This is a genomic window from Streptomyces sp. sk2.1, from assembly GCF_008120935.1.
Classification (GTDB): domain Bacteria; phylum Actinomycetota; class Actinomycetes; order Streptomycetales; family Streptomycetaceae; genus Streptomyces.
The window spans coordinates 1,239,184-1,264,866 of record NZ_RDBO01000020.1; the positions used below are offsets into that span (position 1 = coordinate 1,239,184).

The 25,683-nt window shown below is 73.0% G+C and carries 18 protein-coding genes and 1 pseudogene; 5 read left to right on the forward strand and 14 right to left on the reverse strand.

Translation table 11 applies throughout. The features are described 5' to 3' along the window. Positions 1-63 precede the first annotated feature (63 nt). From EAO76_RS09055 to EAO76_RS09070, 4 genes are all read right to left on the reverse strand, one after another. On the reverse strand, positions 64-3,291 hold the full coding sequence (locus tag EAO76_RS09055) for a S41 family peptidase (protein ID WP_187438509.1): 3,228 nt from the start codon (positions 3,289-3,291) through the stop codon (positions 64-66). 125 nt (positions 3,292-3,416) lie between these two features. Continuing rightward, entirely contained in the window at positions 3,417-3,839 is a 423-nt protein-coding gene (locus EAO76_RS09060) for a hypothetical protein (RefSeq protein WP_148835662.1), read from the reverse strand. Positions 3,840-4,161: 322 nt separating this feature from the next. Further along, the gene (locus EAO76_RS09065) at positions 4,162-4,908 is read right to left on the reverse strand and encodes a 16S rRNA (uracil(1498)-N(3))-methyltransferase (RefSeq protein WP_148835061.1); all 747 of its coding nucleotides are present in this window, start codon (positions 4,906-4,908) and stop codon (positions 4,162-4,164) included. Next, complete coding sequence (locus EAO76_RS09070; RefSeq protein WP_148835063.1) at positions 4,905-5,978, reverse strand: nitronate monooxygenase; 1,074 nt, start codon at positions 5,976-5,978, stop codon at positions 4,905-4,907. Before EAO76_RS09070 ends, EAO76_RS09065 begins: the two co-directional genes overlap by 4 nt. A gap of 22 nt (positions 5,979-6,000) precedes the next feature. Between EAO76_RS09070 and EAO76_RS09075 the strand changes: the two are divergent. After that, positions 6,001-6,192: pseudogene (locus tag EAO76_RS09075) on the forward strand (coproporphyrinogen III oxidase); the annotation flags it as partial. 113 nt (positions 6,193-6,305) lie between these two features. On the opposite strand, the gene dnaJ reads toward EAO76_RS09075, so the two are convergent. Further along, complete coding sequence (gene dnaJ / locus EAO76_RS09080; RefSeq protein ID WP_148835065.1) at positions 6,306-7,442, reverse strand: molecular chaperone DnaJ; 1,137 nt, start codon at positions 7,440-7,442, stop codon at positions 6,306-6,308. Then, positions 7,443-8,459, reverse strand: a complete 1,017-nt coding sequence (gene hrcA / locus EAO76_RS09085) for a heat-inducible transcriptional repressor HrcA (protein WP_148835067.1) — start codon at positions 8,457-8,459, stop codon at positions 7,443-7,445. It abuts the gene before it with no gap. 197 nt (positions 8,460-8,656) lie between these two features. Between hrcA and EAO76_RS09090 the strand changes: the two genes are divergently transcribed. Together EAO76_RS09090 and EAO76_RS09095 are read left to right on the forward strand one after the other, a co-directional pair. Then, complete coding sequence (locus tag EAO76_RS09090) at positions 8,657-9,379, forward strand: MBL fold metallo-hydrolase (protein ID WP_148835069.1); 723 nt, start codon at positions 8,657-8,659, stop codon at positions 9,377-9,379. Between the two features lie 25 nt (positions 9,380-9,404). Further along, on the forward strand, positions 9,405-10,235 hold the full coding sequence (locus EAO76_RS09095; protein WP_148835071.1) for a DUF3097 domain-containing protein: 831 nt from the start codon (positions 9,405-9,407) through the stop codon (positions 10,233-10,235). Positions 10,236-10,394: 159 nt separating this feature from the next. Here EAO76_RS09095 and hemW read toward each other — a convergent pair whose 3' ends face one another. From hemW to lepA, 4 genes are all read right to left on the reverse strand, one after another. Next, positions 10,395-11,636: a radical SAM family heme chaperone HemW gene (hemW, locus tag EAO76_RS09100; RefSeq protein ID WP_148835073.1), complete on the reverse strand. Its 1,242-nt coding sequence runs from the start codon at positions 11,634-11,636 to the stop codon at positions 10,395-10,397. Between the two features lie 118 nt (positions 11,637-11,754). Continuing rightward, positions 11,755-13,686: an ATP-binding SpoIIE family protein phosphatase gene (locus tag EAO76_RS09105; RefSeq protein WP_148835663.1), complete on the reverse strand. Its 1,932-nt coding sequence runs from the start codon at positions 13,684-13,686 to the stop codon at positions 11,755-11,757. Between the two features lie 293 nt (positions 13,687-13,979). Continuing rightward, positions 13,980-15,869 (reverse strand): long-chain fatty acid--CoA ligase, encoded by a 1,890-nt coding sequence (locus EAO76_RS09110; protein WP_148835075.1) that lies wholly within the window; start codon positions 15,867-15,869, stop codon positions 13,980-13,982. A gap of 399 nt (positions 15,870-16,268) precedes the next feature. Continuing rightward, a complete protein-coding gene (gene lepA / locus EAO76_RS09115) occupies positions 16,269-18,143 on the reverse strand; it encodes a translation elongation factor 4 (RefSeq protein WP_148835077.1) in 1,875 nt (624 codons plus the stop codon). A gap of 216 nt (positions 18,144-18,359) precedes the next feature. Here lepA and rpsT point away from each other — a divergent pair, with 216 nt between their 5' ends. After that, positions 18,360-18,626, forward strand: a complete 267-nt coding sequence (gene rpsT / locus EAO76_RS09120) for a 30S ribosomal protein S20 (RefSeq protein ID WP_124717766.1) — start codon at positions 18,360-18,362, stop codon at positions 18,624-18,626. Positions 18,627-19,064: 438 nt separating this feature from the next. Here the strand turns inward: rpsT and holA are convergent, their stop codons facing one another. Next, entirely contained in the window at positions 19,065-20,057 is a 993-nt protein-coding gene (gene holA / locus EAO76_RS09125; RefSeq protein WP_148835078.1) for a DNA polymerase III subunit delta, read from the reverse strand. Positions 20,058-20,159: 102 nt separating this feature from the next. Here holA and EAO76_RS09130 point away from each other — a divergent pair, with 102 nt between their 5' ends. Next, positions 20,160-20,405 (forward strand): hypothetical protein, encoded by a 246-nt coding sequence (locus EAO76_RS09130; protein WP_187438510.1) that lies wholly within the window; start codon positions 20,160-20,162, stop codon positions 20,403-20,405. Positions 20,406-20,449: 44 nt separating this feature from the next. Here the strand turns inward: EAO76_RS09130 and EAO76_RS09135 are convergent, their stop codons facing one another. From EAO76_RS09135 to EAO76_RS47275, 3 genes are all read right to left on the reverse strand, one after another. Next, positions 20,450-21,334 carry a YceI family protein gene (locus EAO76_RS09135; RefSeq protein ID WP_148835080.1) on the reverse strand — a complete coding sequence of 295 codons (885 nt, stop codon included), beginning with the start codon at positions 21,332-21,334 and terminating at the stop codon, positions 20,450-20,452. A gap of 389 nt (positions 21,335-21,723) precedes the next feature. Continuing rightward, positions 21,724-24,354, reverse strand: a complete 2,631-nt coding sequence (locus EAO76_RS09140; RefSeq protein ID WP_148835082.1) for a ComEC/Rec2 family competence protein — start codon at positions 24,352-24,354, stop codon at positions 21,724-21,726. After that, a complete protein-coding gene (locus tag EAO76_RS47275) occupies positions 24,351-25,118 on the reverse strand; it encodes a ComEA family DNA-binding protein (RefSeq protein WP_316248321.1) in 768 nt (255 codons plus the stop codon). The genes EAO76_RS09140 and EAO76_RS47275 overlap by 4 nt, the downstream gene beginning before the upstream one ends. Between the last annotated feature and the right edge of the window lie 565 nt (positions 25,119-25,683).

Sequence of the window (25,683 nt, forward strand, 5' to 3'; positions counted from 1 at the left end):
TTGTACGGCATGGTATCGGGGCGCCCGCGGCGAACCCGCCGCGGGCGCCCCGCGCCCGTGCCCCTACGGCCGCTGCGGAGCCCGCTTCGCCGGGGTCTCCTCCAGCGACTCCAGGGCGATCCGGATCGCCTCGTCCAACTGCGGGTCCCGGCCCGCCGCGTGGTCCTGGGGCGCCATCACGACCTCGACGTCGGGGTCGACGCCGTGGTTCTCCACGCCCCAGCCGTAACTCTCGAACCAGAAGGCGTACTTGGGCTGGGTGACCGCCGTTCCGTCCACCAGCTCGTACCGGCTGTCGATGCCGATCACCCCGCCCCAGGTCCGCGTGCCGACCACGGGGCCGATGCCCAGCGCCTTGATCGCGGCGTTCACGATGTCGCCGTCCGAGCCGGAGAACTCGTTGGCCACGGCCACCACCGGGCCGCGCGGCGCGTCCAGCGGGTAGCTCTCCGGCCCCATGCCGCGCGGCACGTTCCAGCCGACGATGCGGCGGGCGAGCTTCTCCACGATGAGCTGCGAGGTGTGGCCGCCGCTGTTCTCCCGGACGTCCACCACCAGTCCCTCGCGGGCCACTTCGACCCGCAGGTCCCGGTGGAGCTGCGCCCAGCCCGAGCCGACCATGTCGGGGATGTGGAGGTAGCCCAGCCGTCCGCCGGAGCGCTCGTGCACATGGGCCCGCCGGTCGGCGACCCACGCGTGGTAGCGCAGCGCCTGCTCGTCGTCGGTCGGTACGACGACGACATGGCGCGTCTCCCCGCCGTCGGCCGGCGAGACGGTCAGCTCGACCGGTTTGCCCGCCGAGCCGATGAGCAGCGGTCCGGGTCCGGTCACCGGGTCGACCGGCCGGCCGTCCACGGCGCGGACGGTGTCCCCGACGCGCACGGCGACCCCGGGCGCGGCGAGCGGCGAGCGGGCCGCCGGGTCGGAGGTCTCGGACGGCAGGATCCGGTCGATCCGCCAGACGCCCTCCTCGGTACGGGAGATGTCCGCGCCGAGCAGGCCCTGGCGGACCGACTCGTCGCGCCATCCGCCGGGCGGTCGCACATAGGCGTGCGAGGTGCCGAGCTCCCCCTGCACCTCCCACAGCAGGTCCATCAGGTCGTCGTGGGTGGCGACCCGCTCCAGCACCGGGCGGTAGCGGTCCAGGACCCCGTCCCAGTCGATGCCGTTCATGTCGGGATGCCAGAAGTTGTCCCGCATGATGCGCCCGGCCTCGTCGTACATCTGGCGCCATTCGGCGGCCGGTTCGAGGATCCGCCGGATGCGGGAGAGGTCGACGGTGACGCCGTCGCCGTCGTGGTCGTCGGCCGGGACCCGGCTGTCGGACGGCACGACGCGCAGCTTGCCCCGGGTCTGCAGGGTGATCCGCCTGCCGTCGCCGCTGACCGCGAAGTCGCCGACGTCCGAGGCGAGTTCCTCGCAGCGCAGCTTCTCCAGGTCGTACCGCTCCAGGGTCGTCTCGGGCCGCCGGGCGTCGGGGGTGGGGCCGCTCGTGCCGAGCACCCCGATCACCGGGTGGTTCAGCCACAGCAGCCCGTCCTTCGCGGCGCGCAGCGTGGAGTAGCTGGCGGCCTCGACGGGCAGCGGGACGATCCGGTCGGCGAGCCCTTCGAGGTCGATCCGGGTGACGGGCAGCGCGGTCGGGTTGTCCTGTTCGCCCTCGCCGCCCTTCTCCCGCTCGGTCGGCAGGCCGTGCCGCTGCGGGCCGAACGGGGAGGGTGTGGTGGCGGCGAGCGTCAGCAGGTGCGGGCGGCAGCTGCCCATGAACGCCAGGTCGAAGACATGGGCGTCGTAGATCGGGTCGAAGGACCGCTCGGAGAGGAACGCGAGGTGCTTGCCGTCGGCGGTGAACGCGGGCGAGAAGTCCCGGAAGCGCAGCGGGGTGGCCTCGGCGACCGACAGGTCCGAGAGGTGGGCGAGCCTGAGCTGCCGGAGCGGTTCGGGGCCGGGGTGCGACCAGGCGAGCCAGGCGGAGTCGGGCGAGAAGACCAGTCCGGAGGCGTCGCCGTGCTCGCTGCGGTCCACCTCGTGGACCTCGCCGCTCTCCCGCTCGACGATCAGTACCCGCCCGTCGTGCGCGGCGACGGCGAAGCGGCTGCCGTCCGGGGACGGGGCGAGGTCGAGGACCCGGCCCAGACGCCCCGCGGCGAGGCGGCGCGGCGCGGTTCCCGGCGCGGTGCCGGTGGCCGGTGCGCACTCCAGGGCGTCGTCGCCCTCGGCGTCCGTGACCCAGACGACGTGCTGGTCGCCGTCGGCCTGGAAGGTGCGGGGCAGCCTGGCCCGTACGCCCTGTTCGGCGGCGAGCGCGCGGGCCGGGCCCCCGCGGTGGGTGACCCAGTGGACGGCGCCGCGGGTGGCGACGGCGCTGCCCCGGCCCGTGCGGTCGGGGGAGGCGGAGTCGAGGTGCCCGGCGGCGTGCACGGTGTGCGGCTGGAGGTCGGCGCGCTGGCCGCCGAGCCGGATGTCGAGGCGGCGGGGCCCGTCGCCGTCGAGGTCGTCCAGGAGCCACAGCTCACCGGCCGACGCGTAGCAGACGCGGGTGCCGTCGGTGGTCGCGTGGCGGGCGTAGAAGCCCTCGACGCCGGTGTGGCGGCGCAGGTCGGAGCCGTCGGGGAGCGAGGAGTAGAGGGCGCCGACGCCCTCGTGGTCGGAGAGGAAGGCGACGCGCGCGCCGGTCCCCGTACCGATCCACATCGGGTCCTCGATGTTCCCGTCGAGGTCGGCGTGGAGCCGGACGAACTCCGCTGCGCCGTCGGCCGGTTCCTCCGCCTCGATCCACAACTTGCCCGCCGTGCCTCCCCGGTAGCGCTTCCAGGCGGCGGCCTCGCGGCCCATGGTGGCCGACAGGAGCAGGGCCCGCCCGCCCGGTCCGTAAGCGACCGAGCCGACCGGGCCGTACGGCAGGGTCCGCGCGGGTCCGCCGTCGGCCGGGACCGCCCGGGCCCAGCTGCGCCGGTGCGACGCCTGCCCGTGGGTGGTGATGACCAGTACGTCGCCCTCGGGCGTCCAGCCGCGCACGGAGGTCCGGACGTCCCCCCAGTGGGTGAGCCGGACGGAGGGGCCGCCGTCGACCGGCGCGATGTGCGCCTCGGGCACCCCGTCCCGGGTGGAGGTCCACGCGACCCGTGTCCCGTCGGGCGATATCCGAGGGTGGGTGACAGGCCGGTTGTCGGCGCTGACGCGCCAGGCCCGGCCGCCGTCCAGCGGCGCCAGCCAGACGTCGTCCTCGGCGGTGAAGGCGATCAAATCACCCTGGACATGGGGGTATCGGAGGTAGGCAGGCTGTGTCACACGATCACCCTAGGCCGCGGGCGTGCTCCGCGTAACCGGGTTGGCCGGAGTCCGACGGGCCGGCGGGCCGGGCGCGTCCGGGCACCCGGACGTGTCCACGCCCGGACCCGCCCGCCGCGGAACGCCTACTTGCCCCGGAACCCCTCGGTCACCGTGACGGTCACGGTGACCGTGGGCCGGACACCGCTGCCGCCGGCCGGTGGTGGCGGATCGACCACGCCGGTCGTCGGGGCGGCGTCGCAGTTGCCGAGCACGTCCGCCCGGAAGACGGACCGGCCGCCCTCCTTCGCGCTCAGGTCCCCCCGCACGCACCGCCCGCCGAGCTCCTGGGTCACCCTGCCGGTGAGCGAGATGTCCTTGCCGCCGCCGGTCTTGCCGGTGCAGTCGACCTCCGCGATCCGGCGCGCGGAGGCGGAGGGCGTCGGGGCGCCTGCGCGGCCCCGGTCGACCCCGGCCGTGCAGCTCAGCCACTGCACGTCGACACCGTTGCGCTCCAGCGCGCTGGTGCCGACCCGGTCGGTGGTCACGGCGATGGACGCGGAGTTCAGCCCGTCGACGGGTTGGCAGGCGACGAGTCCCGCGACCGTCGCGCCCGCGAGCACGGACACGGCCAGAAAACGTCGGGGCCTTCGCCGACCCCATGCCCTTGTTGTCCCCATACGGGCAGCTTCCCACCGTTCACCCCCGGAACGGTAGACGGCTTGTGGCCACAATCGGGGGCGCCTCCGGCGCATGCGCCGGGGCACGGACCGACCGTCACATGCGGTGTGGCGTCGCGGAATCGGGCCGTGCGCCCGCCGCGGCGCCGCCGGTCGCCCCGGCTCCCCCGTGTCCCGATCCCCGCCCCGGGCCTCCCGGGGCGGGCCGGGTTCACGACCAGCGGCCGGTACGCCCCAGCAGCAGCGCCGTCGCCGCCGTGCCCGCGGTCGAGGTGCGCAGGACGCTCGCCCCGAGCCGGCAGGTCCGGGCGCCCGCCCCGGTGAAGACCGCCAGTTCGTCCGGCGACACCCCGCCCTCGGGGCCGACGACCAGCACGATCTCGCCGTGCTCGGGAAGCGGGACGGTGGCCAGCGGCTCGCTGTCGTGGTCCCGGTCCTCGTGCAGGACGGCGGCGAAGTCCGCCGCGGCCAGCAGCGCGGCGACCTGCTTGGTCGTCATCGCGTCCGCCACGTCGGGGAAGCACACCCGGCGGGACTGCTTGCCCGCCTCCCGGGCGGTGTTGCGCCATTTCGCCAGGGACTTGAGGCCGCGTTCGCCCTTCCACTGGGTGATGCAGCGCGACGCCTGCCAGGGCACGATCCCGTCGACGCCGGTCTCCGTCATCGTCTCCACGGCGACCTCGCCCCGGTCGCCCTTGGGCAGCGCCTGGACGACGGTGATGCGGGGCGCGGGCCCGGCCTCCTCGCGGACCCCGGTGAGGCCGGTGACCACGAGCCGGTCCTTGCCCTCGGCGGCCCCGACGACGCCCTCGGCCCAGTGCCCGCGCCCGTCCGTCAGGACGACCTCCTCGCCGGCGCGCAGCCGCTTCACCGACACGGCGTGCCTGCCCTCGGGCCCTTCCAGGACGAACTCGGGCCCGTCGGGGACCTGTTCGACGACGAAGACCGGTGCGGTCACTGCGTACTCCCTGTGCTCACTGCCGCCCGTGCGGCGTCCAGTTCTTCGGCGAGCAGCCTGACCAGCCGGCCGGCCGGCAGCTCGCGTGCCATCCGGTGGCCCTGCCCCGCCCACAGCGCCATGCCCTGGGCGTCCCCCGCCTTGGCCGCCGCCTTGCGCAGCCCGGCGGTCAGGTAGTGGACCTGCGGGTAGGCGGCGGGGGCGTACGGTCCGTGCTCGCGCATGAACCGGTTGACCAGGCCGCGGGCCGGGCGGCCCGAGAACGCCCGGGTCAGGGCGGTCCGTACGAACAGCGGGTTGGTCAGCGCCCGTTTGTGCAGCGGACTCGCCCCGGATTCGGGGCAGATGAGGAACGCCGTGCCGAACTGCGCCGCCTCGGCGCCCGCCGCGAGCACGGCGGCGATCTGGGAGCCGCGCATCAGCCCGCCGGCGGCGACGATCGGTATCTGCACGGTCTCGCGGACCTGGGCCACCAGCGAGAGCAGCCCGATCCCGGTGCCGTCGGTCTGCGGGTCGTCGTGGTGGGTGGACTGGTGGCCGCCCGCCTCGACCCCCTGGACGCAGACCGCGTCCGCGCCCGCCCACTGGGCGGCCTGGGCCTCCTCGGGCGTGGTGACCGTCACGACGGTGTACGTGCCGACCCCGGCGAACGCGTCGAGGGTGTCGCGCGTGGGGCAGCCGAAGGTGAACGAGACGGCCGGGACCGGGTCGTCCAGGAGGATGGCGAGCTTGGCCTCGTAGCCGTCGTCGCCGTCGGAGTCCGGGTCGCCGAGCGGGGTCTCGTACCAGGCGGCCTCGCCCGCGAGCTGCTGCCGGTACACCTCGACGGCGCTCGGGTCGGCGAGTCCGGGCTGCGGCATGAAGAGGTTGACGCCGAATGCCTTGCCGGTCAGCCCGCGCAGCTGTTTGATCTCGTTGTACATGCCGTCCGCCGTCTTGTACCCGGCGGCGAGGAAGCCGAGCCCGCCCGCCTCGGCGACGGCCGCGACGAGCTGCGGACAGGACGTACCGCCCGCCATCGGGGCCTGCACGATCGGATACCGGCAGAGATCGGTCAACGCGGATGACATGACCGCATCGTGCCATGTCCGGCACGTCCCGTACTGCGCGACCCGCTGCGGCTACTGCGACTTCAACACCTACACCGCGACCGAGCTGCGCGGCTCCGGCGGTGCGCTGGCCTCCCGGGACAACTACGCCGAGCACCTGATCTCCCCCGTCCGTGTCCGCGTCCGTGGCCCCGGACACCCGCGGCCACGGACGCGGACACGGACGGGGGACGGGCCCGGACGCTCTCCGGACACACCCCGACCCGCCCCCGGGCGCTGCCCGGTCACGGACGCGGGACGGACCCGTCGAGCGGGCCCGTCCCGGTCCGGACGGAAGGCCGGGAGCCGTCAGCGCCCGTTGAAGGCGTCCTTCAGCCGGGAGAACAGCCCCTGCTGGCCCGGCTGGAACTGGCCGGTGGGCCGCTCCTCGCCCCGCATCTTCGCCAGGTCCCGCAGCAGTCGCTCCTGCTCCGGGTCCAGCTTCGTCGGTGTCATCACCTCGACGTGCACGATCAGGTCGCCGCGCCCGCCGCCGCGCAGGTGCGTGACACCCCGGCCGTGCAGCGGAACCGACTGGCCGGACTGGGTGCCGGGCCGGATGTCGACCTCCTCCAGCCCGTCGAGCGTCTCCAGTGGCACCTTCGTGCCGAGCGCGCCCGCCGTCATGGGGATGGTGACCGTGCAGTGCAGGTCGTCGCCGCGGCGCTGGAACACCGCGTGCGACAACTCGTGGATCTCCACGTACAGATCGCCGGCCGGGCCGCCGCCGGGGCCGACCTCGCCCTCGCCCGCGAGCTGGATGCGGGTGCCGTTGTCGACACCGGCGGGGATCTTCACGGTGAGCGTGCGCCTGGACCGGATGCGGCCGTCACCGGCGCACTCCGGGCACGGGGTCGGCACGACCGTGCCGAAGCCCTGGCACTGCGGGCAGGGCCGCGAGGTCATGACCTGGCCGAGGAAGGACCGGGTGACCTGGGAGACCTCACCGCGGCCGCGGCACATGTCACAGGTCTGCGCGGAGGTGCCGGGTGCGGCGCCCTCGCCGCTGCACGTGGTGCAGACGACGGCCGTGTCGACCTGGATGTCCTTGGTGGTGCCGAACGCCGCCTCGGCGAGATCGATCTCCAGCCGGATCATCGCGTCCTGGCCGCGCCGGGTGCGCGAACGGGGCCCGCGCTGCGACGACGTGCCGAAGAACGCGTCCATGATGTCGGAGAAGTTGCCGAAGCCCCCCTGCCCGAATCCGCCCGCGCCCGCGCCGCCGGAGGCGGACAGCGGGTCGCCGCCGAGGTCGTAGACCTGCTTCTTCTGCGGGTCCGACAGCACCTCGTAGGCGGCGTTGATCTCCTTGAACCGCTCCTGGGTCTTCGGATCGGGGTTGACATCCGGATGCAGCTCGCGGGCGAGCCTGCGGAATGCCTTCTTGATCTCGTCCTGAGATGCGTCGCGGCGCACGCCGAGTACGGCGTAGTAGTCCGTGGCCACTTACGACTCCGCCAGGATCTGTCCGACGTAACGTGCCACTGCGCGTACCGCTCCCATCGTTCCGGGGTAGTCCATGCGGGTCGGTCCGACCACGCCGAGTTTGGCGACTGCCTCGTCGCCCGAACCGTAGCCGACCGCGACGACGGACGTGGAGTTCAGCCCTTCATGGGCGTTCTCGTGCCCGATGCGTACGGTCATGCCCGAGTCCTTGGCCTCGCCGAGCAGCTTCAGCAGCACGACCTGTTCCTCCAGTGCCTCCAGCACCGGCCGGATCATCACGGGGAAGTCGTGCCCGAAGCGGGTGAGGTTGGAGGTGCCGCCGATCATCAGCCGCTCCTCCGTCTCCTCGACGAGGGTTTCGAGCAGGGTGGAGAGCACGGTGGACACGGTTCCCCGGTCCTCGCTCTCGAAGGATTCCGGCAGGTCCTGCACCAGCTGCGGGACGTCCGTGAAACGGCGTCCCACGACACGGCTGTTGAGCCGGGCCCGCAGATCGGCGAGGGAGGTCTCGCCGAACGGAGCGGGGCAGTCGATCATCCGCTGCTCCACCCGGCCGGTGTCCGTGATGAGCACGAGCATCAGCCGGGCGGACGCCAGCGAGAGCAGTTCCACGTGCCGCACCGTCGACCGGGTCAGCGAGGGGTACTGCACGATGGCGACCTGCCGGGTCAGCTGCGCGAGCAGCCGTACGGTGCGGCCCACGACGTCGTCGAGGTCGACCGCGCCGTCGAGGAAGTTCTGGATGGCACGGCGCTCCGGCGACGAGAGGGGCTTGACCCCCGCGAGCTTGTCGACGAAGAGCCGGTAGCCCTTGTCCGTCGGGATGCGCCCCGCGCTGGTGTGGGGCTGGGCGATGAAGCCCTCGTCCTCCAGCACCGCCATGTCGTTGCGGACGGTCGCCGGGGAGACGCCCAGCTTGTGCCGCTCGGTGAGCGCCTTGGAGCCGACGGGCTCCTCGGTGCCGACGTAGTCCTGGACGATGGCACGAAGCACTTCGAGTCTGCGTTCGCTGAGCATCGCGCACACCTCCAGCTGTGTTTCCTCGGTCGGTCCCCGGGCGTTCCCGGTTCTTTCCGGGAATCCCCCTGGCACTCTGTCATCGCGAGTGCCAGCAATCCCCCGGCCAGTGTACGGCGGCCGAGTGGGGGCCTAGCAAGGGCAACCGGCCACACCACCGCGAGACTTTCGCAGGTGGCTGCCGATAGCGTCGCGGTATGGATGCCTCTTGGGAAGAGTTCGGCTGGGAGCGACTCGGTCACGGAGTGGGAAGGCGGCGCCTTCCCGGCTGGGACGCGACGGTCGCGCTGGTGGCCGGAACGGACGGAGTGCTGCTGTACGACACCGGTTCGTCACTCCGCGAGGGCACGGAACTCCGGGCCCAGGCGCAGGCCCTGCTGGGCCGGAGGGTGACGCATATCGCACTCAGCCACCCCCACTTCGATCATGTGCTGGGCACCGCCGCGTTCTCCGGGGCCGAGGTGTACGGAGCGGCCGGCACGACGGAGACGATGCGGCGCGAGGCGGAGGACCTGCGCGTCTCCGCGGTGCGTCAGGGGGTCTCCGAGCACGAGGCTACGGAGGCCGTCGACGCGCTGGTGGTGCCGCGGCACCAGGTGCGCGGGGAGCGGACGCTCGACCTGGGCGGCGGGCGCGAGGTGCTGCTGGTCGACATCGGCCGCGCGCACAGCGGCCACGACCTGGTGGCGGTCGTACCCGGCTCCCCGGCGATCGTGCTCTGCGGGGACCTGGTCGAGGAGTCCGGCGAGCCGCAGGCGGGCCCGGACGCGTTCCCGGCCCGCTGGCCGGCCGCCCTGGACCGGCTGCTGGAGCTGGGCGGCGAGGACGCCGTGTACGTACCGGGGCACGGGGCGGTGGTGGACGCGGCGTTCGTACGGGAGCAGCGCGGACAACTGGCCGATCGCTTCGGCGTGTCGTGACCCGCAATCGTCCTATCGTCGTCCGATGCGCAGCTACCAGCCGGACCTGACCCCGCCGTGGAAGAGGTCCGCTCCCGTTCCCGAGGTCCCCGCCGAGCCCGATCTGGTCGTGGAGGAGGTCTCGACCGGATTCTGCGGTGCGGTGATCCGCTGCGAGAAGACGGCCCAGGGGCCGACGGTGACCCTGGAGGACCGGTTCGGCAAGCACCGGGTGTTCCCGATGGAGCCGCGCGGCTTCCTGCTGGAGGGCGAGGTGGTCACGCTCGTGCGCCCCTCGGCCGCCGCCCCGGCGCGCCCCGCGCGCACCGCCTCGGGCTCGATCGCGGTCCCGGGGGCCCGCGCCCGGGTCGCGCGGGCCGGCCGGATCTACGTGGAGGGCCGGCACGACGCGGAGCTGGTCGAGCGGGTCTGGGGCGACGACCTGCGGATCGAGGGCGTGGTCGTCGAGTACCTGGAGGGCGTCGACGACCTCCCGGCCATCGTGCGCGAGTTCTCCCCCGGCCCGGACGCCAGGCTGGGCGTCCTGGTCGACCACCTGGTGCCCGGCTCCAAGGAGTCCCGGATCGCCGAGCGGGTGTCGGACGCGGACGTCCTGGTGGTGGGGCACCCCTACATCGACGTGTGGGAGGCGGTGAAGCCGTCCTCCGTGGGCATCCCGGCCTGGCCGGTGGTACCGCGCGGCCAGGACTGGAAGACCGGTGTGTGCCGCGCGCTCGGCTGGCCGGAGAACACCGGCGCGGCCTGGCAGCGCATCCTGTCCGCGGTCCGCTCGTACCGGGACCTGGAGCCGTCCCTGCTGGGCTCGGTGGAGCACCTGATCGACTTCGTGACGGCGCCCGGCCCTTCCGGCGACTGAGGAGCGCCTTCCGGCCCCTCCGGCGATCGAGGAGCGGGGTCGGAACTCAGCCCCTCCGGCGATCGAGGAGCGGGGGTCCGGGGGCGGAGCCCCGGTCACGGGAAGGGGCGGGCAGGGGAACGGGCCCGCCGCAGGCGCACCCCACGCGGCCCCGCCCCGTCAGTCCACCAGATCCCGCACCACCGCGTCCGCCAGCAACCGCCCCCGCAACGTGAGCACCGCGCTCCCCCGCTCGTACGGGGCGGGCTCCAGGAGGCCGTCCGCCAGGGCGCGCCGGGAGGCTGCCAGTCCCGCCGGGGCCAGCAGGGACAGCGGGCAGCCGTCCGCGAGCCGCAGCTCCAGCAGGATCCGCTCGACCCGGCGGTCCTCCGCGGAGAGGATCTCCCGCCCGGCCCCGGGCGAGCGCCCCTCGGCCAGGGCCTGCGCGTACGCCCCGGGGTGCTTCACGTTCCACCAGCGCACCCCGCCGACGTGGCTGTGCGCCCCGGGCCCGGCGCCCCACCAGTCGGCCCCGCGCCAGTACAGCTCGTTGTGCAGGCACCGGCCCTCGGGTGTGCGGGCCCAGTTCGACACCTCGTACCAGGAGAAACCGGCCGCGGCCATCGCCTCGTCCGCGATCAGGTACCGGTCGGCGTGGACGTCGTCGTCGGTCATGGGGACCTCGCCGCGCCGGATGCGGCGGGCGAGCTGCGTGCCCTCCTCGACGATCAGCGCGTACGCCGACACGTGGTCCGGCCCCGCCCCGATCGCCGCGTCCAGCGAGGCCCGCCAGTCGTCGTCGGACTCCCCCGGCGTGCCGTAGATCAGGTCGAGGTTGACGTGCTCGAAGCCGGCCTCCCGGGCCTCGGCCACGCACGCCTCGGGCCGTCCCGGCGTGTGCGTGCGGTCCAGGATCTTCAGCACGTGCTGCCGCGCGCTCTGCATCCCGAACGAGATCCGGTTGAAGCCGCCCTCGCGGAGTTCGGCGAGATAGGCCGGACCTACGGACTCCGGATTGGCCTCGGTGGTGATCTCGGCGTCGTCCGCGAACCCGAACTCCTCCCGGATCGCCCCCAGCATCCGGACCAGGTCGGCGGCGGCCAGCAGGGTCGGCGTGCCGCCGCCCACGAAGACCGTGCGGACCGGGCGCGGGTCGTCGCCGAGGACCTTGCGGGCCCGGCGGACCTCGCCGATCAGGTGCTCGGCGTAGTTGTCCCGGGAGGCCAGCGCACCGCCGGAGCCGCGCAGCTCGGTCGCGGTGTAGGTGTTGAAGTCGCAGTAGCCGCAGCGGGTCGCGCAGTACGGGACGTGCAGGTAGAAGCCGAGCGGCCGGTCGGCGGCGCCTTCCAGGGCATGGCGGGGCAGCGCCCCGTCGTCGGGTACGGGTTCACCATCGGGGAGTACGGAAGGCATACCGCCCATTGTCGCTCGCCGCCCGGGGCCTCCGGGCCACGGCCGTGATCACGGGCCCGGTACCGTCCGCCGTCCGCGCCGGGGACGTACCGGAACCGGCCCGGCCCCGTACGGAGCCCGACCCGGCTCACCCCGCCTGGAGCACCAGCAGGGCCAGGTCGTCGTCGGGCGGCCGCTCGGCGAACTCGTGCACGGCCCGCTTGATCCGGTCCGCTATGCCGTCCGCCGACAGGCCGGAGCAGCCGGACAGGGCCTGGGCCAGCCCGTCCCCGTCGTCGAACATCAGCGGCCCGCAGCGCCGCTCCGTGACCCCGTCCGTGACGCACAGCAGGCTGTCGCCCGGTGCCAGCTCGAAGCTCTGGCTCTCGTACGCGACGTCGTCGAAGAGTCCGAGCAGCATCTGCGGCTCGGCGGCCGGGCGCACCTCGCCGTCGGGCCGCAGCAACAGCGGCAGCGGGTGGCCGGCGCTGGCGACGGTGCAGCGCACCCCGCCGTCGGGCAGCGGCACCAGCTCCCCGTACAGCAGGGACAGGAAGCGGGACTGCCCGGTGTCCGGCGTCTGCTGGCCGCCCGCCGCGGCCACCATGAGCGCGGCGGCCTCGGCCGCCTCCATCGCGTCGTCGAGGAGCAGCCGGTTGAGCCGGTCCAGGACCTCGCCCACGCCGAAGCCCTCGCGGGCCAGCAGTCGCAGCCAGGGCCGGGCGAGGCCGGTGACGACGGCGGCCTCGGGCCCGCTGCCCTGCACGTCGCCGAGGACGAAGCACCAGCGGTCGCCGGGGCACGGGAAGATGTCGTAGAAGTCGCCGCCGACGACGCCGTCGTCGCTGGGTTCGTACACCAGTGAGCTGGTGACGCCGGGTATGTCGGCGACCTTTCCGGGCAGCAGCGCGCGCTGGAGGATGCGGCTGATGGTGGCCTGCCGGGTGTACTCGCGGGCGGCGCCGACGGCGAGGCCGACCCGGCGCACGAAGTCCTCGATGAGCGCGGCCACCTCGTCGGGGACGCGGACGAGCCCCTCCCGCCCCAGGAGCACGGCGCCGAGCGTCCGGCCGCCGGAGGTGATCCGGTAGGCGAGGGCGGTCGCCTCGGGCTCCTCGGGCTTCTCGGCGTCCTCCTCCCCGCCGGGCCAGGGCATGGAGACGGGCCCGGTGCCGACTCGTTCGGGGAGTCGGATCGGGTCCTGTTCCAGCAGGGTGCGCAGGTGCGCGGTCTCGGCCTCGTCCCGGTGCCAGACGCTGGCGAGCCGGGGCACGGCCGAGGGGCCGCCGTTCTCGGGTTCCAGCCAGATCGCGCACCAGTCGGCGAGTCTGGGCACCAGTAACTGTCCGGAGAGCGCCGCGACGATGTCCTCGTCGAGCTGGCCGGCGAGCAGGTCCGACGCCTCGGCGAGGAAGGAGAGCGCGCCGCGGCCGGCCCAGTCCGCGTCGTCGCGCAGGGCGCGGCGGGCCGTGGGGGCGAGCAGTTCGGCGTCGCGCAGCCCCTGCTGGAATCCCGGGCCGGGGTCGGTGGGCGGCTCCGGGAACGGGCTCCAGTCGTCCACGGGGAGCCGGGCCCAGACGGTCTTGAGGCCGGTGCGGTAGGTGATGCCCCAGCGTTCCGCGAGGGTGCCGACGAGCTGGAGCCCGCGGCCGTGGTCGGCGGGTTCGTCGAAGCCGAGGACCGTGGCGCTCTGCGCCGCTTCCGCCACGCTGCCGGACTCCGGCCGGTCGCTGCGCACGGCGCGGGCCGGGTGATGGTCCGACACCTCCAGCACCAGGGCCGCGGATTCGCCCTCGACGGCCTCCTCCAGCCGGGCGAGCAGCTCCACGTTGGTCCCCGCGTGCACGACGGCGTTGGTGACCAGTTCGCTGACGACGACCTCGGCGTCGTCGGCCAGGCGCTCGCTGAAACCCACGGCCGCCGGCAGTCCGAGCCCGGCCCACTCGTCGAGCGCGGCCCGGACGAACCGGCGGGCGGCGGAGGGCGCGAGGAGGTTTCCGGGCAGGGACGTATGGGCGACCGGCTGCGCATCCGCATGGCCGACGGGAGTTCCGGGACGCTGGACGATGTCCCGCTGCAAGGGAATTGACCCCACGGTGCAGCTCCTGACCTGTTCTCGCTCTGTCTGTTCTCGTTCTGGCTGTCTGTTCTCGTCGGGTTGGTTGTCTGTTCTCGCCGGGCGGCGCTGACGCCACCGACAGAGTGACAGATGGACCATGCCCATAAGCAACGAGTTGCCGAAGTGAGCAGAGAAAGTGAGCGTGTCGGAACGGAAAGCGGCCGCACCGCGCGGCCGGCCCGCGAGTGCCGTCCTGCCCCTCGCGGCCCCCGTGCACGCGGGGCCCGTTTCCCACGGGCCCCGCGTGCGCGGTCCTACGCCTCGCGGGCCCCCGCGTACATGTCGTCGATGAGGTCCTTGTACGCGCGCTCGACGACCGGCCGCTTCAGCTTCAGACTGGGCGTCAGCTCGCCGTGCTCGATGTCGAGGTCGCGCGGCAGCAGCCGGAACTTCTTGATGGTCTGCCAGCGCTGCAGCCCCTCGTTGAGCCGCTTCACGTAGCCCTCGATGAGCGCGACGGCCTGCGGGGAGGCCACGACGTCGGCGTAGCTCTTCCCGCCCAGGCCGTTCTCGGCGGCCCAGCCGAGGATGGTGGGCTCGTCGAGCGCGATCAGGGCGGTGCAGAAGTTGCGGTCCGCGCCGTGCACCAGGATGTTGGAGACGAACGGGCAGACCGCCTTGAACTGCCCCTCGACCTCCGCCGGGGCGATGTACTTGCCGCCGGACGTCTTGATCAGGTCCTTCTTGCGGTCGGTGATCCGCAGGTAGCCGTCCACGGACAGCTCGCCGATGTCACCGGTGTGGAACCAGCCGTCCGACTCCAGCACCTCGGTGGTCTTCTCCGGCTGCCCGTGGTAGCCCTGCATGATCCCGGGGCCGCGCAGCAGGATCTCGCCGTCGTCGGCGATCCGGACCTCGGTGCCGGGGAGCGGCTTGCCGACGGTGCCGGTCCGGTAGGCCTCGCCCGGGTTGACGAAGGAGGCGGCGCTGGACTCGGTGAGGCCGTAGCCCTCCAGGATGTGGATGCCGGCGCCCGCGAAGAAGAAGCCGATGTCGGGGGCGAGCGCGGCGGAGCCGGAGACGCAGGCGCGCAGCCGGCCGCCGAACGCCTCACGGATCTTGGCGAAGACGAGGGTGTCGGCGACCTTGTGCTTGGCGCCGAGCGCGAACGGGACGGAGGACTTGCCGGTGCGCCGGAAGTTGTCCTGCGAGACCGTGGCGTACTCGCGGGCGACCCCGGCCGCCCACTGGAAGATCTTGTACTTGGCGCCGCCGCCGGCCCGTGCCTTGGCGGCGACCCCGTTGTAGACCTTCTCGAAGATGCGGGGGACGGCGGCCATGTACGTCGGCTGGACCACCGGAAGGTTCTCGATGATCTTGTCGACCCGGCCGTCGACCGCGGTGACGTGGCCGACCTCGATCTGGCCGGAGGTGAGGACCTTGCCGAAGACGTGCGCGAGCGGCAGCCAGAGGTACTGGACGTCGTCCTTGGTGATCAGGCCGGTCGACACGGTGGCCTTGGCCATGTACGACCAGTTGTCGTGCGGCAGGCGCACGCCCTTGGGGCGGCCGGTGGTGCCCGAGGTGTAGATCAGGGTGGCCAGCTGGTCGGAGGTGATGGCGGCGACGCGTTCCTTGATCGCCTCGGGGTTCTTCGCCAGGTGGTCCCGGCCGAGGGCCTCCAGGGCGGCCAGGGTGAGCACCCAGCCCTCGGGGTCGTCGTCGACGGGCTCGGCACCCTCGGGGTCGATGACGACGACATGGGCGAGGTTCGGCAGCTCGGCGCGGCGCTCACGGGCCTTGGCCAGCTGGTCGGCGTCCTCGGCGATCAGCACCCGGCTCTCGGAGTCGGAGAGGATGAACGCCGACTCCTCGGCGTTGGTCGACGGGTAGACCGTGGTGGTGGCGGCACCCGCGCACATCACGCCGAGGTCGACGAGGATCCACTCCACCCGCGTGCTGGAGGCGAGCGCGACCCGCTCCTCCGGCCGCACGCCCAGCCCGATGAGCCCGGCCGCGACGGCGTAGACCCGCTCGGCGGCCTGCGCCCAGCTCAGCGACTTCCACTCGTCGGGGCCCTGGCCGGTGGCCGAGGGGACGGGGTAGCGGTACGCCTCCCCGTCCGGGGTGGCCGCCACGCGGTCGATGAAGAGATTCGCCACGGAGGGCGGTCGGTTCTCGATCAAGGTCAGTGTGTCGCTCACGACGTCCTCCGGGCCTGCGGCAGTACTTCACGACCGGCTGCTGATTACCGCTGATTACTGCTGACTGCTGCTGATTACTGCTGCTTGTTCCTACGTGTGTTCCTGCGTGCGTCCGCGTTCCCGCGCACGCCCGCTCTCCCGCGTACGCCCGTGCCTTCTGCGTACGTCTGCTTCCCTGCTGGATCCCGTGCGTTCCCGCCGATCCCGCGGGGCCGGTCCCGACTGCGCCCGGCCCGCTTGTTTAACTGGCGAGTAACTATGAAGCCGTGATCAGGGTAGAGCGCCCGCGTCCGCCGCGTAAGGGGCAACGGGCCGCCGCTTCATAACGAACAGGCCCCTGTGCCGCAGCGTGCTGCGGCACAGGGGCCTTCGGCCGCCACCCGGCGGGAGCGGACGGGGCTACTTCTTGCCCTTGCCGTCCCCGGCCGACTCGTCCGTCGACAGCACGGCGATGAAGGCCTCCTGCGGCACCTCCACGTTGCCGACCATCTTCATCCGCTTCTTGCCCTCCTTCTGCTTCTCCAGCAGCTTCCGCTTGCGGGAGATGTCACCGCCGTAGCACTTGGCGAGGACGTCCTTGCGGATGGCGCGGACGGTCTCGCGGGCGATGACCCGGGAGCCGATGGCGGCCTGGATCGGCACCTCGAAGTTCTGCCGCGGGATCAGTTCGCGCAGCTTGGCGACGAGCCGCACGCCGTACGCGTACGCCTTGTCCTTGTGCGTGACCGCGGAGAAGGCGTCGACCTTGTCGCCGTGCAGCAGGATGTCGACCTTGACGAGCTGGGCGGTCTGCTCGCCGGTGGGCTCGTAGTCGAGGGAGGCGTAGCCCCGGGTCTTGGACTTCAGCTGGTCGAAGAAGTCGAAGACGATCTCGGCGAGCGGCAGGGTGTAGCGGATCTCGACCCGGTCCTCGGAGAGGTAGTCCATGCCGAGCAGGGTGCCGCGCCGGGTCTGGCAGAGCTCCATGATCGCGCCGATGAACTCGCTGGGGGCCAGGATCGTGGCGCGCACGACGGGCTCGTGCACCTTGTCGATCTTGCCCTCGGGGAACTCGCTCGGGTTCGTGACCGTGTGCTCGCTGCCGTCCTCCATGTCGACGCGGTAGACCACGTTGGGAGCGGTGGCGATCAGGTCGAGACCGAACTCGCGCTCCAGGCGCTCCCGGATCACGTCGAGGTGGAGCAGGCCGAGGAAGCCGACGCGGAAGCCGAAGCCGAGGGCCGCGGAGGTCTCCGGCTCGTACACCAGGGCGGCGTCGTTGAGCTGGAGCTTGTCGAGCGCCTCGCGCAGGTCCGGGTAGTCCGACCCGTCCAGCGGGTACAGCCCCGAGAACACCATCGGCTTGGGGTCCTTGTAGCCGCCCAGCGCCTCGGTCGCGCCCTTGTTCAGGGAGGTGATGGTGTCACCGACCTTGGACTGCCGGACGTCCTTCACACCGGTGATGAGGTAGCCGACCTCGCCCACGCCGAGGCCGTCGGCCGGGGTCATCTCCGGGGAGGACACCCCGATCTCCAGCAGCTCGTGGGTGGCGCCGGTGGACATCATCCGGATGCGCTCGCGCTTGTTGAGCTGCCCGTCGACGACACGGACGTACGTGACGACGCCGCGGTACGAGTCGTAGACCGAGTCGAAGATCATCGCGCGGGCCGGGGCGTCCGCCACCCCGACCGGGGCCGGAACGTCCTTGACCACCCGGTCGAGCAGCGCGTCCACACCGACGCCGGTCTTCGCGGAGACCTTGAGCACGTCCTCCGGCTGGCAGCCGATGAGGTTCGCCAGCTCCTCGGAGAACTTCTCGGGCTGCGCGGCCGGCAGGTCGATCTTGTTGAGCACCGGGACGATGGTGAGGTCGTTCTCCATCGCCAGGTAGAGGTTGGCCAGGGTCTGGGCCTCGATGCCCTGCGCGGCGTCGACCAGCAGGATCGTGCCCTCGCAGGCGGCGAGCGAACGGGAGACCTCGTAGGTGAAGTCCACGTGGCCCGGGGTGTCGATCATGTTGAGGACGTGGGTGCGGCCCTGGTCCTCGCCCGTGGTGGGGGCCCAGGGCAGACGCACCGCCTGGGACTTGATGGTGATGCCGCGCTCGCGCTCGATGTCCATCCGGTCGAGGTACTGAGCACGCATCTGCCGCTGGTCGACCACGCCGGTCAGCTGGAGCATCCGGTCGGCGAGGGTCGACTTGCCGTGGTCGATGTGCGCGATGATGCAGAAGTTGCGGATCAGCGCCGGGTCGGTACGGCTCGGCTCGGGCACGTTGGTAGGAGTCGCGGGCACGCAGGGTCCTGATTCTTGAGACGCCGAACGCCGTGTCTCGGGTCGATGTCGGTTCGGTCGGATCGATACGTAGCCTCCATCGTCCCATGGTTGCGGGGCGGAGACCGGTTTGGGCCGGTCGGAGCCGGGCTGGTACCGTTGACAGCTGTGTCTCGCGACCCTTCCGGGCCGTGGGGCGCACATCGAAGACCCAACGAACCTGAAAAGGCTCTTTTCGTGGCGAACATCAAGTCCCAGATCAAGCGGAACAAGACGAACGAGAAGGCGCGCCTGCGCAACAAGGCCGTCAAGTCCTCGCTCAAGACCGCTATCCGCAAGGCCCGTGAGGCTGCCGCCGCCGGTGACGTCGAGAAGGCCACCACGGCCGCTCGCGACGCCTCCCGCGCGCTCGACAAGGCCGTCTCGAAGGGTGTCATCCACAAGAACGCCGCCGCCAACAAGAAGTCGGCGCTGGCCTCCAAGGTTGCCTCCCTCCAGGGCTGAGCATTCTGACCTGATCGCCGGAACGGACCAAGCGGGCCCTCTCTCCCGTTCCCGACCGGCACCCCGCGCCGCACACCGAACCTGCGTTCGCCACGCGGGTGCGGCGCACCAAGTGTGAACCGAAGGCCCCGGCCCCGCCCTCCCCAGCGCGAGACCGGGGCCTTCGGCATGCCCGCGCGCCTGCGCTTCGAGATGTAGTACGGGTGAGGCGTACGGACAAGACGCACGGATCGGGCCCGCAGGGCTGTCGGGCTGTCGGGCTGTCGGGCTGTCGGGCTGTCGGGACCACGGTGTTCACCTGACCGGCTCCGCACGTGCACGGGCACGGGCACGGATCCGCCCGCCACGACAGCTCCGCCCGCCGGCCCGCCGACGCCGTGGCCACCACGGAATCCGCGGCTTCCGCTGCCGCTGCTTCCGTCGTCGTCGCGGCTTCCGCTACCTCTGTCGCCCCGACCGCGCCGCTCTCGCCACCGCGACCACGGCCTTCTCCAGTGCGTACTCCGGATCGTCGCCGCCGCCCTTGACCCCCGCGTCGGCGTCCGCGACGGCCCGCAGCGCCAGCGCCACTCCGTCGGGCGTCCATCCGCGCATCTGCTGGCGCACCCGGTCGATCTTCCACGGCGGCATGCCCAGCTCACGGGCGAGGTCCGCGGGGCGCCCCCCGCGGGCCGAGGACAGCTTGCCGATGGCCCGGACCCCCTGGGCCAGCGCGCTGGTGATCAGCACGGGCGCCACCCCCGTCGACAGCGACCAGCGCAACGCTTCGAGCGCCTCCGCGGCCCGTCCCTCCACGGCGCGGTCGGCGACCGTGAAGCTCGACGCCTCCGCACGGCCCGTGTAGTAACGGGCGACGACCGCCTCGTCGATCGTGCCCTCGACGTCCGCGACGAGCTGCGAGACCGCGCTCGCCAGCTCCCGCAGATCGCTGCCGATGGCATCGACCAGCGCCTGGCACGCCTCGGGGGTCGCCGAGCGCCCCAGCGCCCGGAACTCCGACCGGACGAACGAGAGCCGCTCGGCCGGCTTGGTCGTCTTCGGGCAGGCGACCTCCCGCGCCCCCGCCTTGCGCGCCGCGTCCAGCAGCCCCTTCCCCTTGGCACCGCCCGCGTGCAGCAGCACGAGGGTGATCTCCTCGACCGGATCGCCGAGGTACGCCTTGACGTCCTTGACCGAGTCGGCGGAGAGGTCCTGCGCGTTGCGCACGATCACCACCTTGCGCTCGGCGAAGAGCGAGGGGCTCGTCAGCTCGGCGAGGGTGCCGGGCTGGAGCTGGTCGGAGGTGAGGTCGCGGACGTCCGTGTCGGGGTCGGAGGCGCGGGCGGCCGCCACCACCTGCTGCACGGCACGGTCCAGGAGCAGGTCCTCCTGTCCCACGGCGAGCGTGAGGGGAGCGAGCGGGTCGTCGGTGGAATTCTTTCTGGTGGCCATCGTCCCCAGCATCCCATGCGCCACTGACAGCCCCGGGAACGCCCGGCGGTGTCCGGCCTCTCCGCCGGGAACGCCGCGTTCGCGGTACGGGAGAATGGGCCGGTGAGCGATGTGAGACATGTGCTGGTGCTGCCCGACCGCGATGCCGCGGAGGAGGTGGCCGAAGAGCTCGCCGACCGTTTCGGGGTCTCGGAGGAGCCCCAGCTCGTGCGCGACGCGCTGGCCGGCGAGGACGACGCCGAGGACGCCCAGTGGCTGGTGGTCGTGGAGGACCCGTCGGGGCGGCTGGACACCTCGGCGCTCGACGCCTTCGCCGCGGAGTACGAGGGCTGGCTCGAAGCGCCCTGACGGATCGCCCCGCGGCCCCGAAACCCGTGGGCGGGGAGGCGGGCTCAGCCCTTGGGGACGATCTGGATGTCCATGTCGATGGAGATGCTGGAACCGACGGCCGCGATACCGCGGGCCAGCATGGTCTGCCAGGTGAGCGTGAAGTCCTCGCGGTGCAGCTCCGTGGTGGCCCGGCAGGCGGCCCGGGTCTCGCCCTCCAGCCCGTTGCCCAGACCGAGGTACTGGGTGTCCAGCGTGACGGTACGGCTGACGCCGTGCAGCGTGAGCGCACCGGTCACGCCCCAGCGGGTGCCGCCCCGGTGGACGAAGCGGTCGCTGTAGAACTCCATCGTCGGATAGCGCCCGACGTCGAGGAAGTCGCCGGACCGCAGGTGGTCGTCGCGCATCTGGACGTTCGTGTCGATCGACGAGGCGTCGATGACCACGTGCATGGCCGAGTCCTCCATGCGGTCGGCGATCCGGACGGCGCCCGCGAAGGTGTTGAACCGGCCGTGAATGCGCGCCAGGCCGATGTGCCGGGCCGTGAAGCCGATCTGCGAGTGCATCGGCTCGACCTCCCAGTCCCCCGGCGCGGGCAGCTGCGGAGGCGCGGCCAGTTGCAGGGTCACGTCGCCCAGGCTCGCGTGGCCGCCCTCGGCGACCGTGGCCGACGCGTGGAACGGGGTGAAGCCCTCGGCCGTGACGGCCAGCCGGTACTCACCGGCCGGAACGGTGGCGAGGACGTTGCCGAACGGGTCCGTCTCGCCCCGGAACACCTTGCGGCCCGAACCGTCCGTGACCACGAACTCGGCCTGCGGCACGATCTCGTTGACGGGGTCGAGCACCCGGCAGCTGAGCAGCCCCGCGGTGTGCGGCATCTCCAGTCCGGCAAGGGCGCCGCCCTGCACCGCACCCGCCGCCCGCCTCTTCCCCAGCCAACGACCGAACATCTTCCACCTTCCCCGGAGGATTCACCTTGGGGCCCGGCGGCTGGACGTCTCTGTCGGAGCAGCGGCCCACCGACGACCATGCATTCGACCACCATTGCGGCGTTCGAGGCAAACAGAGCAGCTCGCAGGGGCTTGGGATGAGGTGTTACCGAAGGTCCGAATTACCCACCCCGTTCCTTGCTCCCAACCGTCGTGCCCGGCCCGCCCGGGATCGGCGGCTCCCCTCCGGTCCCGGTGTCCAACGCCACCGTGTGACGCTCACCGCCCAAGACGCCAACCGTCCACGGCCCCGGCCGCCAACGACTCCGACCGGGCATGGCGGCGACCGGACACCGACGGGACGACCGCCTGCTGCGGCGACCGGGCGCGGTCGCCCGGCGGGACGGTGCTCACCGCCGCCCCACCGCCCGCAGCCCGGACCCGGCCCCCGCCACGGCGATCGCCCCGTCGGTGTCCGTGCGCAGCACCACCGCGCCACCGGCCCTGAGCGCGTCGACGGTACGTGCGGCCGGGTGACCGTAGGGGTTGTCCCGGCCCACGCTCACCAGGGCAATCCTCGGACGCACACCGCGCAGCAGAGCGGGGTCCTGGTACGCGGAGCCGTGGTGGGCGACCTTGAGCACATCCGCTTCGGGCAGGGCGGGGTACATGTGCAACAGCCCTTGCTGGGACGGGGGTTCGAGGTCCCCGAGGAGCAACAGGGACACTCCGCCGGTCCGCACGTACAGAGTGACGCTGGCGTCGTTCGGCTCCCGCGGCACGGGGGCGATTCCCGGACCCGGCATCGGCCCACCGGGTCCGGCACCACCCGTCGGCCACAGGACCCGCCAGTCGAGCGGCCCGATTCTGCGGCGCTCACCGGGCACGGCCCGTACCAGGGGGACACCCGCCCCGGCCGCCGTTCTCCGTACGAACTCCACCTGGTCCAACGGTTCGTCCAGGCTCGTCGTCTGGATCGCCCCCACCGCTCTGCCCCGCAGCACGCCGGGCAGCCCCCGCACATGGTCCGCGTGGAAGTGCGTCAGGACCAGGAGCGGCACCTCGGTGACCCCGAGATCCCGCAGACACCGATCGACGGGGCGAGGGTCGGGACCGGCGTCGACGACCACCCCGGCGCCGTTCCCCGCCGCCAGCACCAGGGCGTCCCCCTGGCCCACGTCGCACATCGCGAACACCCACCCCGGCGGCGGCCACCCGGTCAGCACCCGGGTGAGCGGCACCGGGCGCAGCACGGCGAGGACCAGCAGCAGCGCGGCGGCCGAGCAGACCCAGGGGTGACGGGCGAACCGGCGGGCGAGGAGCACCACCGGGACCGTCAGCGCGGCGAGCAGCACCGCGCCCTTCACACCGTCGGGCCAGTCGATCTCCGCCCCGGGCAGGGACGCCCCGGTGCGGGCCACCGCGGCGATCCACCCGGCCGGCCATCCCGCAACCCGGGCGAGCAGCTCCGCCAGCGGCATGCACACCGGCGCCAGGGCGAGCACGGCGAACCCGAGGACGGTGGCGGGTGCCACCGCGAACTCGGCCAGCAGGTTGCACGGGATCGCCACCAGACTGACCCGGGAGGCGAGCAGCACGACGACCGGCGCGCACACCGCCTGCGCCGCGGCGGCCGCGGCCAGCGCCTCGGCCGGCCGGGGCGGGACCCCGTGTCGTCGCAATGCGTCGCTCCACCTCGGGGCGATGGTCAGCAGGGATCCGGTGGCCAGGACAGAGAGGACGAAGCCGTAGCTCCGTGCCAGCCACGGGTCGTGAAGCACCAGCAGCAGAACCGCAGCGGCCAGCGCGGGGATCAGCGACCTGCGGCGTCCCGTGCCGATGGCGAGCAGCGTGATCGATCCGCAGGCCGCCGCCCGCAGGACGCTCGGCTCGGGCCGGCAGACGATGACGAAGGCGAGGGTGAGCCCGCCGCCGAGCAACGCCGTCATCCGCAACGAGATCCCCAACCGAGGTGCCAGTCCCCGTCGTTCGGCCCGCAGCGCCGTGCCCGGTGGCCCGATGAGAAGGACGAGCAGGATCGCCAGGTTGGCGCCGGAGACCGCCGTCAGGTGGGTGAGGTCGGCCGCCTTGAACGCCTCCCGCAACTCGGGGGTGACCCGCGAGGTATCGCCGACCACCAGCCCCGGCAACAGCGCCCGCGCATCGGGTTCGAGCCGCTCGGTCGCCCGTCGCAGACCGTCGCGCAGAGCACCCGCCGTGCGCTGCGGAAGGGACGGAGGGCCGGTGATGCGCGGCGGGCCCTTGCCCTCCAGCCGCAGGGCGGCGGCACTGCGCTCCCCCTCGTGCAACGGTGGTACCAGCCGGCCGGCCACGCGCAGCCGGGTGGAGGGGAGCAACTGCTGCCACTGCCCCGTCGATCCGCCGGGCGGCACGATCAGCAGGACCGGTGTGCTCAGCCGGGTGACCGCCCCGTCGGGTCCGGTCAGCCGGGTGATCTCGGCGTCCACGAGGAGGGAGGCGGGTGTGCTGTGGTCGCCGCGCACCCTGGGCACGGTCTGCCGGGCGTCGGACGTGATCGTCACGTCCGCCTCGATCCTCATGAACCGCTGGGTCGGCGTCCGGACCGGCCCCTGTCGTACGTCCGCGCTGTGCAGCCCGGCCGATGCGGCACCGGCCGCCGCGCAGAGCAGCGCCGCGGCGGTGGCGGTCGCCGTGACGGACGACCGCCACCGGTCGCGTGCCCCGCCCCCGTCCCCGTCCTCCGGTCCTCCTCCCCCGGATCCCGCGGATCGCCCGCGCGGTGCGGTGTCCGCGTGCGCTCCGACGCTGTCCGGCCCTCGCCCTCCGCGCAGCGCACGGGTGGCCGACAGGCCCGACACCGCCAGGAGCACCATGGCCGTGCCGGCGCAGAGCAGCACGCCCGCCACCGTCCACTTCCCCGGCGCGCTCAGCGCGAGTGCCGCCCCGCCCCAGGCCGCCATCGCCGGAGGAACCAGTCGAAGGTCGACCGGGCCCTCCTGCCGGGGTTCCGAGGCGCCGAGCCGGCCGCCGGACGCCGCGTGCACGTCCAGATCGCTCATGGCCCCACCAGTGGCCGGAGGTCGGCGAACCGGCGGTCACCGATTCCGTTGACCTCGCGCAGTTCGTCGATGGAACGGAAACCGCCGTGCTGGGTGCGGTAGTCGACGATGTGCCGGGCGAGGACCGGGCCGACACCGGGCAGGGTGTCGAGCTGTTCGGCGCTGGCGTTGTTGAGGCTGACCGGCCCTCCGGCCGCGGAGCCCCCGCCGCCCGCCGTGGTTCCTTGTGTGCCATCGGTGGCGGAGGGTCCGGTGGAGCCGGGAGCGGCGGACCCCGGTGGAGCGCCCACCACGATCTGCTCCCCGTCCATGAGGAACCGCGCCCGGTTGAGCCCGGCGAGATCGGCCCCGGCCCGTACGCCGCCCGCCGCACGCAGCGCGTCGGCGACCCGTGCCCCGGACGGCAGTTCATGCACTCCGGGCCGTCGTACCTTTCCACCGACATCGACGACGATGCGCCCGCCCCGGCCTGTCGCGGGCGGCAGCCCCGGTGACGGCTCGGGCTCTTCGCCGTCTCCCGGCACGGGGGCCGGCGTCCGGGTGTGCGCCGCCGCTTCGTCGACCGTCCGGGGAGCCAGTACTGCCTGGGGACGCGCGGACCAGAAATGCACCGCGGCGAAGACCCCGGCGGCGACCAGGACGACGGCCAGCGCTGCGAGAGCCCTGGGCTCCAGACCGCATCTGAGCTGCAACCACACCGGAAGCCGTTCCCGCAGCGCGGGAACCACCCGCTCCCGCCACCGCCCCGACCTGCCAGAGACCAAAAGCGCGGTCGTGGGCGTGGTCGCGGCCGGAACCGGCTCCGGCTCCAATACCGACGCCGGGGAAGGCATCGGGGTGGGGTCCGGCCCCGAGAACATCTCCGGCGCCGTGGCCGGGGCCAGCGCCGCGGGCGGAGTCGGCACCGTGGGCGGGACCGGAGATGTTCTCGGGGCCGGCGCCATGGGCGGGACCGGATCCTCGGCCTCGACCGGAGCCCGGGCGGGAGCAACACCCAGCACGGGCCGCGCGACCCGTCCGCCGTACGCCCCTCCCATGAGCGCGTCCGCCCGACGCCGAGCGGCCACGGCCGCCACACCGTCCCGCCCGCGCGGGAACCGTCGTCGGCCGGGACCCCTGCCGGGACCTGTGCCCCGCCCGGCGCCGGGCGCCCGGCCCGGGCGGCTGCGGGCGCGGCCGTCCGATGCCGGGGCACGACCGGGGCCGCTGCCGCTTCCACTGCTTGCACGATGTGATCGAGGAGCCATGCCTCACGACGGTAGGCACATCGCCCCGAACCCGCTGAGCACCCTCGATTTCGGTGGACAACCGGCCAGTTGTGGATATCCC

Excerpts from the sequence above, each read along its gene's own strand:
- EAO76_RS09090 (WP_148835069.1), top strand. The coding sequence starts at position 8,657 with ATGGATGCCTCTTGGGAAGAGTTCGGCTGGGAGCGACTCGGTCACGGA.
- EAO76_RS09135 (WP_148835080.1), bottom strand. The coding sequence starts at position 21,334 with ATGTTCGGTCGTTGGCTGGGGAAGAGGCGGGCGGCGGGTGCGGTGCAG.
- EAO76_RS09070 (WP_148835063.1), bottom strand. The coding sequence starts at position 5,978 with ATGTCATCCGCGTTGACCGATCTCTGCCGGTATCCGATCGTGCAGGCC.
- hemW (WP_148835073.1), bottom strand. The coding sequence starts at position 11,636 with ATGGGCGGTATGCCTTCCGTACTCCCCGATGGTGAACCCGTACCCGAC.
- holA (WP_148835078.1), bottom strand. The coding sequence starts at position 20,057 with ATGGCCACCAGAAAGAATTCCACCGACGACCCGCTCGCTCCCCTCACG.
- hrcA (WP_148835067.1), bottom strand. The coding sequence starts at position 8,459 with ATGCTCAGCGAACGCAGACTCGAAGTGCTTCGTGCCATCGTCCAGGAC.
- EAO76_RS09095 (WP_148835071.1), top strand. The coding sequence starts at position 9,405 with ATGCGCAGCTACCAGCCGGACCTGACCCCGCCGTGGAAGAGGTCCGCT.
- EAO76_RS09140 (WP_148835082.1), bottom strand. The coding sequence starts at position 24,354 with ATGAGCGATCTGGACGTGCACGCGGCGTCCGGCGGCCGGCTCGGCGCC.